The organism is Albidovulum sp. (assembly GCF_008933605.1).
GTDB lineage: Bacteria > Pseudomonadota > Alphaproteobacteria > Rhodobacterales > Rhodobacteraceae > Albidovulum.
This window is the reverse complement of the sequence record NZ_WBUS01000155.1, coordinates 1-7371: the sequence shown is the minus strand read 5'-3', so window position 1 is coordinate 7371 and position 7371 is coordinate 1. Positions and strand designations below refer to the sequence as shown.

Sequence of the window (7371 nt, the reverse complement as noted above, 5' to 3'; positions counted from 1 at the left end):
CCCGCAGCCCGTCTCGAACAAGATGAAACGCGACAACCAAGGAGAGACCCCATGACGGCCCTTCCTTCCTCCTTCGACCGCACCAGCGCGGTGCCCGCCCCGGCCGTGGACCTTTCGGCGCTTCTGTCGATGATCGTCGGCGCCGTCGGACCGGACCCGGCTTTCCGGCCGCAGCGCGCGGCCAGGGAAGCAACCAGCCGGGCACGCCCTCCAGCGCGCGCGCGCCCATCCCCAGCGCCCGTGTCCGGCTACCGCAGCGATGCGGTGCCGATGGGCGCGCGCCCCGACGACGCGATCGCCGGAGCGGAGTGGCTGGTCCGCGGCCTGATGGCCTGCATCGCCGCGGGCGTGACCGCGCCTGCCGCCGCGGGGGCGCCGCCCGAAAGCCCGCGGTTCCCCTTCGGCAAGGCGTGGCTCCACATCGACTCGGCAAGGCTGAGCGATGCCGACGGAGCCGAAATCCCGCTGACGGCGATGGAGTACCAGTTGCTCAAGCTCTTCGCGATGAACCGCGGCCGGGTGCTGAACCGCGACCAGATCCTCGAGGGGGCGCACGACCGCTCCTGGGATCCGTTCGACCGGTCGATCGACATCCGCATCTCGCGGATCAGGAAGAAGATCGAAGTGAACCCGAAGAAGCCCGAGGTGATCCGCACGGTGCGCGGCATCGGCTACGTCTACGACCCCGCCTGACGGGGCCGCCAAAAGCGGGCGATGGCGCGGGCTGCGCCGATGCCCGCGTCGGGAAATGAGGAAGGAAGCGCCGCGCCCTGTCGCGGCGCTTTCTGCGTTCCGGCCGCCCTGTCCATCGAAGCCATTGAAACATTGCGCGAAATTCCGGTGAAACCGGGCCCGGCTAGGTGAGCTTCCATCGGACGACGGTCGTCCGCGCAACGTTCCACGGGAAAGGACACTGACATGACCACCGCAACTCTGGAAAAGCCCGCCAAGGCCGCCATCAACGGCGTCGACGTGCCGACGCTTGTCGCCACGCTCGGCGTCGTCGGCCAGCAGCCCGACATCGCCCGGTTCACCTTCCGCGCGAAGGGCGAATGGCTTTCGGGCACGCATTCGCGGATCGCATTCTCCGACTACTACGGCGCCATGGCCGAGCAGGCGCACCGCCAGAAGCATACGATCGAGGGGGACCACACCGAGGTGCTCTGCGGCACCGACAACGGCGTGACCCCGGTCGAGATGCTGCTCGCCGGCCTGTCGGCCTGCATCACCGCCGGCATCGGCAACATCGCGTCGATCCGCCAGGTGAAGCTCCATTCCGTCGAAACGACGATCGAAGGCGACATCAACCTCAACGGCATCTTCGGGCTCGACAAGTCGGTGCGCAACGGGTTCTCGGGCGTGCGCGCGACCTTCAGGATCACGGGCGACGCTCCGGACGAAGTGCTGGAACAGATCGTGCAGCAATCGGTGGCGCGCTCAGCGGTGTTCGACGTGCTCACCAACGGTGTGCCCGTCACCATCGCGGCGATTGCCGGCTGACGCGGCGGCGGGCGGCACATCCGCCCGCCGGTCCCCCTCGATCCAGTGAAAGGACCGTCCATGAGATCCCTCTTCAAGACCCAGCAGCCGAAAAGCTACGGCCACGGATTTGACCGCGCCGCCCGCAAGGCCGACGCCGAGGCTTCCGCCAGATGGTGGCGGCAGAATTCCCTCGTCCCGTTCGAACGCTATGACGAGCACGAGGAACGCGCCGCGGACATCGCGGCCTGACCGTTTCCAACCCGGCGCTTGGATCTACGCCCGCAACCCTGACGGTTGCGGGCGTTTCGTTTGTGCAAGGCCGTTGAGGAAACAACTGAAACGATATCGCCCGGTTTCCGTCGAGGGGCTGAAACACCACCCCGCCAGATTGCGGCCGACCAATCGAATCGAGGTGGAATGCATGTTGGCGCGCACGGATGTCATCGTCGTGGGAGCGGGGCCGGCGGGTCTGGCGACGAGCCGGTCTCTGAGCCTTCGCGGCATCGAGCATGTCGTGCTCGAGCGGGGAGAGGTCGGCGAACGCTGGCATTCCGAACGCTGGCCGGGGCTGACGCTGCTGACGCCCAACTGGATGAACGGCCTTCCCGGGCTCACGCCTGACGGTGCCGTTGACGGCTTCATGCCGGCTGCCGCATTTGCCGCGTTCCTCGACCGCTATCGGGCGGAAATCGTGGCGCCGGTCGTCACCGGCTGCGCAGTTCATTCGGTAACGGCGAGCGGGTCGGGGTTTCGTGTGCGCGCGTCGCGTGGCGCTTGGGAATGTCGTGCCGTCGTGGTGGCGACCGGCGCCTGCGACCGTGCGACGGTCCCGGCTTGGTCCGGCGATCTGCCCGGCCGGCTGCACCAGATCACGCCAGCGCGGTACCGCGGGCCGGGGGATCTGCCGGCGGGGCGCGTTCTCGTCGTCGGCGCTTCTGCAACCGGGGTCCAGATCGCCTCGGACCTCAGGGCGGCCGGCCGGGAGGTCGTCCTGTCGGTCGGTCGGCATGTGCGTGCCCCGCGCCGGTATCGGGGACGGGATCTGTTCCACTGGCTCCATCGCAGCGGGTTTCTCTACGAGCCCCGCGCCCGTGGCGGCGCGCGCCCCGTCGCGCTTCCCTCGCTGCAACTCGTGGGCAGCGCCGACAACAGCGATATCGGGCTTGCCACGCTGGCCGCCGAGGGGGTTGCCATCGCGGGTCGCGCCATCGGCACCGACGGGGACCGGATCCGCTTTGCACCCTCCCTTGCCATGGAATGCGCGGCGGCCGAGGTGCGGCGGCGAAAGCTCCTGACGGTGGCCGACCGGCACATCGAGGTGACGGGGCTCGCCGCCCCGACCGAGGACGAGGCGTGGGAGGCCCGCATGCCGCCGGTCGCGGCTTTCGCCGGGGACGGGATCGCCTCCGGCGCGATCGGGGCCGTGATCTTTGCGACCGGCTATTCCCGCGCCTATCCCTGGCTGCGGGTCCCGGCCGTCGATGGTGCCGGAGAGATCATCAGCGACGGCGGGCTCACCCCCGTCGCCGGGCTCTTCACGCTCGGCCTGCCCTTCATGCGGCACCGCAGTTCCGCCTTCATCCACGGCCTCGGCCGCGATGCCGAGGCCATCGCTGCCGCCGTCGCCCTCCACCTCGATGCCGCCGCCACGCGCGTTGCCTGAAGGAACCATCCCATGGCCACTGGACCCAAGACGCAATCCTACGACGCCGTGATCGTCGGCGCACGCTGTGCCGGCGCGGCGACCGCCATGCTTCTCGCGGCGCGCGGGGCGAAAGTGCTCGTCGTCGACCACGACCAGCCGGGCAGCGACACGATGTCGACCCATGCGTTGATGCGCGGTGCGGTGATCCAGCTCGGGAAATGGGGAGTGCTCGATGCGATCGTCCGCGCCGGCACCCCACCCGTCCGACGCACGAGCTTCATCTATGACGGCCACGCCGTCGTCGACGTCGACATAAGACCCGAACATGGGGTCGATGCGCTTTTCGCGCCGCGGCGTCGGCTTCTCGACGCGACGCTCGCCGAAGCGGCGGGCGCCGCGGGTGCGGAGTTCCGGTACGCGACCGGCTGCGCCGGGCTCGTCGCCGACGCGGCCGGGCGTGTGAGGGGCATCAGGCTCCGGTCAGCGCGCGGCTCGTTCGAGGAGGTCCGCGCCGGTATCGTGATCGGCGCCGACCGGCGGCCGTCGGCGGTCGCGCGTCACGTCGCCGCGCCCGTCACCCGCCAGGCCCGTTATAGCATAGGTTGCATCTACCGCTACATGCACGGCGTTCCCGACCGCGGCTACCGCTGGCATTTCGCGCAGCGGGCCGCGGGCGGGATCATTCCGACCAACGACGGACTTTCCTGCGTGTTCGCGGCGGTGCCGCCGGATGTCCTGACCGACGCCCGGGTGGCGGGCCCCGCGGCGCAGGGCGCGCTCATCGCGCGCCACCTGCCGATGCTCGCGGCCGAGATCGACGGTGCGACCCCGGCGGAAGCGCCGGTCACCTTCGGCGGGGCGCGCGGTTACCTGCGCCAATCGGCGGGGGAGGGCTGGGCCCTGGTAGGCGACGCCGGCTACTTCCGGGATCCGCTTACCGCCCACGGCATCACCGACGCCCTGAGGGACGCCGAGATCCTCGCCGACGCGGTCACGATGGGCAACCTCTCCGAATACACGGCCCTGCGCGACCGGCTGTCATCCGACTTCTTCGACCTGACCGACCGGATCGCGGCGCTCGACTGGTCGATGGACGAAATCCAAACCCTGCATCGCACGCTCAACCGGGTGATGAAGACCAACCAGGACTGGATCGCGGGCCGGAACGGGGCGCTCGTTCGCGCGGCATGACGGCGCCTCGCGTGCCGGGTGGGCCGCGCGCCTTGAAACAATTGAAACGCGCGGCGGGCCCGGACGACAACGCCCTGAAACGGCACGGCGGCAAGGTGACGCCACACCCGGACGCCGGGTGCCGCCGGGTCAACCCGGCGCCGGCCAGAAGGAGTTGACCCCAATGCAGCGCACGACCATCGCGACCACCCGGATCGCACGGCCAAGGCCAGAGTTCATCGGGCCCTACTGCCGCTGGCCGCGACGCGGCGCGACGCAAGCCCATCCAAGACACCCGACCGCGGACGCCGGCACTTCGGCCGCGGCGCGCCTGGTTCGCGGCGTTCTCCCCAGCATCTGAAGGACCCCCAGATGAGCGACGTACATCAGTCCATCCTCGGCACCATCGGCGACACGCCGATCGTGCGGATCAACAAGCTCGCGCCCGACGGCGTCGAACTTTTCGTGAAGCTCGAAGCGTTCAACCCGATGGGTTCGGTGAAGGACCGGCTCGCCCTCGGCATCATCGAGGCGGCCGAACGCGACGGCACCCTGAAGCCCGGCCAGACGGTGATCGAGGCGACCTCCGGCAATACCGGGATCGGCCTCGCCATGGTCTGTGCTGCCAAGGGCTATCCGCTCGTCGTGACCATGGCCGAGAGCTTCTCGGTCGAGCGGCGCAAGCTGATGCGTTTCCTTGGTGCGCGGGTCATCCTGACGCCCGCCTCGGAAAAGGGTTCCGGCATGCTCGCCAAGGCCAGGGAACTGGCGGAGAAGCACGGCTGGTTCCTCGCCCGGCAATTCGAGAACGAGGCCGGGCCGGACATCCATTCCCGCACCACCGCCCGAGAGATCCTCGACGAGTTCGCCGACGTGCCGCTTGACTACTGGGTGTCCGGCTTCGGTACCGGCGGAACGATGAAGGGCGTCGCCCGCGTGCTGAAGGCCGAAAGCCCCGCGACCCGGATCATTGCCGCCGAACCGGACAACGCGCCGCTCCTCGGCTCGGGGATCGCGCAGGTCTTTGCCGAGGACGGCAGCCCCGCGACAAGCCATCCGGCGTTCCGCCCGCACCTGATGCAGGGCTGGACCCCCGACTTCATTCCCCGGCTCGCGGCCGACGTCGTCGAGGCCGGCCATATCGACGAGATCCAGCCGGTGCAGGGCGATGCGGCGCTTGAAGCCGCACGCGCCCTTGCGCGGCACGAGGGTATCCTTTGCGGCGTTTCCGGCGGCGCGACCTTCGCCGCCGCGCTCGAGGTCGCGCGGCGCGCGCCGGGCGGATCGCGCATTCTCGCGATGTTGCCCGATACCGGCGAGCGTTATCTGTCGACGCCGCTCTTTTCCGACATCGCCGAGGCGATGAACGAGGAGGAAAGCGCCATCGCCGCCTCGACGCCGCGTTTTCGCTTCGATGCGGGCGCCGCGCCCGTTCCGCCTGTGGCGGCGGCCGCGGCGCCCGGACCTTCCGTTGAGGCGATCCGCCATGTCGACGAGATCCTCGCCGACGGCGACCGGCCGGTGGTGATGTTCGCGCTCGAATGGTGCGAATTTTCCTGGTCCGTCCGCAAGCTTTTCGCGGCGGCCGGCATTCCCTATCGCTCGGTCGATCTCGATGGGCCCGATTACCGGGAGAACGACTGGGGCGGCGAGGTCCGTCGGGCGCTCGCCCGGAGGACGGGTGCGGCGACGATTCCGCAGATCTTCGTCGCCGGCGACTACGTCGGCGGCGCCAGCGAGACGCTCGACGCCTTCGACAGCGGTGCCCTGCAGAAACGCCTGGCGGCGTCCGGACACGGTGCCGTCAGTGTCGACGTCCCGAATGCGCGTCGCTTCCTGCCGGGCTGGGTACACCCCCGCAAACCCGCAGCCGCCTGACGCACGCCCGGAAAGGACCCAAGATGACCCGGACCCCAGACAACCCGTCGCCCTATCGCTGGATCATCGTGGCGATTGCCGCGGCGATGCTCGCCGTCTCGATGGGGCAACTCGTCAACGGACTCTCCGCATTCTTCACCCCGCTCGAGGACGAGTTCGGCTGGGGAAGGGGGGAGATTGCCTTCATCAATACCGCGGGGCTCATGGGTATCGCCCTTGGCGGGGTCATCATGGGCTTTGCGGCGGACCGGCTGGACATACGACGGGTGGTTCTCGTCGGTGCGGCGGTCACGGCGCTCGGCATGATCGCGGCGTCCGCAGCGCGGGAGCTCTGGCAGCTCTATGCCATCTTCTTCGTCACCGGCGCTTTTGGCGGCGGTGCGCTCTTCGCACCGCTCTTCGCGCTCGTCGGCGCCTGGTTCCGCACAGGGGCGGGGCTTGCCATCGGCGTGGTCGCGGCCGGGCAGGCGATCGGGCAGGGGGGCATCCCCTTCGCCAACGCGATCCTGATCGGGGCGCTGGGCTGGCGCGGGGCGCTTCTGGCGCTCGGCCTCGTCTCGCTCGCGGTGCTGGTCCCGCTCGCGCTCCTCGTTCGCGTCCCGCCGCCCGTCCGTCTGACTGTTGGAGGGAACGTCGCCGAGACCGAGCCGCCGATACCGGTCCGGTGGATCGTCGCCCTGATGAGCTTCGCCGTCCTCTGCTGTTGCAGCCTCATGTCAGTGCCGTTGATGCATCTGGTGCCGCTGGTCCAGGGCTGCGGGATTCCGGCGCCCGAGGCGGGAAGCGTCGTCTTTGTCATGATGCTGGCAGCAATAGCCGGAAGAGTTGCCTTCGGGCGGCTCGCCGACGCGGTCGGTGCCGTTCAGGCCTATCTGGCTGCCTCGGCCTGGCAGACGGCGCTGGTCTTCTTCTTCACCCGGATCGACGATCTCAGCCTCTTCTACATCTTCGCGCCGGTCTATGGCTTTGGCTACGCTGGCGTGATGACCGGGGTCCTCACGACCATCCGCTCCTTGGTCCCCGCCGCGCGCCGGGCGAGTGCGTCCGGCATCATCCTCGCCTTCGCCTGGGCCGGGCACGGGCTCGGCGGGTATGTCGGCGGCGTCTTCTTCGACATGACCGGCACCTACGACCTCACCTTCGCGGTCGCGGTTGCCGCGGGCGTGGCAAACCTGATCGTGGTCGGGCTCCTGTTC

The 7371-nt window shown here is 69.4% G+C and carries 7 protein-coding genes and 1 pseudogene; all 8 read left to right on the top strand.

Annotation, left to right across the window (positions count from 1 at the left end; all coding sequences use genetic code 11):
• Nucleotides 1–51: 51 nt before the first annotated feature.
• Entirely contained in the window at nt 52–693 is a 642-nt protein-coding gene (locus F9K34_RS15650; protein ID WP_291338053.1) for a winged helix-turn-helix domain-containing protein, read from the top strand.
• Between the two features lie 225 nt (nt 694–918).
• A complete protein-coding gene (locus F9K34_RS15645) occupies nt 919–1500 on the top strand; it encodes an OsmC family protein (RefSeq protein ID WP_291338052.1) in 582 nt (193 codons plus the stop codon).
• 60 nt (nt 1501–1560) lie between these two features.
• On the top strand, nt 1561–1731 hold the full coding sequence (locus F9K34_RS15640; RefSeq protein ID WP_291338051.1) for a hypothetical protein: 171 nt from the start codon (nt 1561–1563) through the stop codon (nt 1729–1731).
• A 172-nt stretch (nt 1732–1903) separates the two neighbouring features.
• Nucleotides 1904–3145, top strand: a complete 1242-nt coding sequence (locus F9K34_RS15635; protein WP_291338050.1) for a flavin-containing monooxygenase — start codon at nt 1904–1906, stop codon at nt 3143–3145.
• Nucleotides 3146–3157: 12 nt separating this feature from the next.
• On the top strand, nt 3158–4318 hold the full coding sequence (locus tag F9K34_RS15630) for an NAD(P)/FAD-dependent oxidoreductase (protein ID WP_291338049.1): 1161 nt from the start codon (nt 3158–3160) through the stop codon (nt 4316–4318).
• Between the two features lie 351 nt (nt 4319–4669).
• Nucleotides 4670–5707 (top strand): annotated as a pseudogene (cysK, locus tag F9K34_RS15625) (cysteine synthase A); the annotation flags it as partial.
• Nucleotides 5708–5824: 117 nt separating this feature from the next.
• Nucleotides 5825–6175, top strand: coding sequence for a glutaredoxin (locus F9K34_RS15620; RefSeq protein WP_291338054.1), 351 nt, complete (start codon nt 5825–5827; stop codon nt 6173–6175).
• Between the two features lie 23 nt (nt 6176–6198).
• Nucleotides 6199–7371: MFS transporter (locus tag F9K34_RS15615; RefSeq protein WP_291338048.1), on the top strand; the 1173-nt coding region annotated here is incomplete at its 3' end.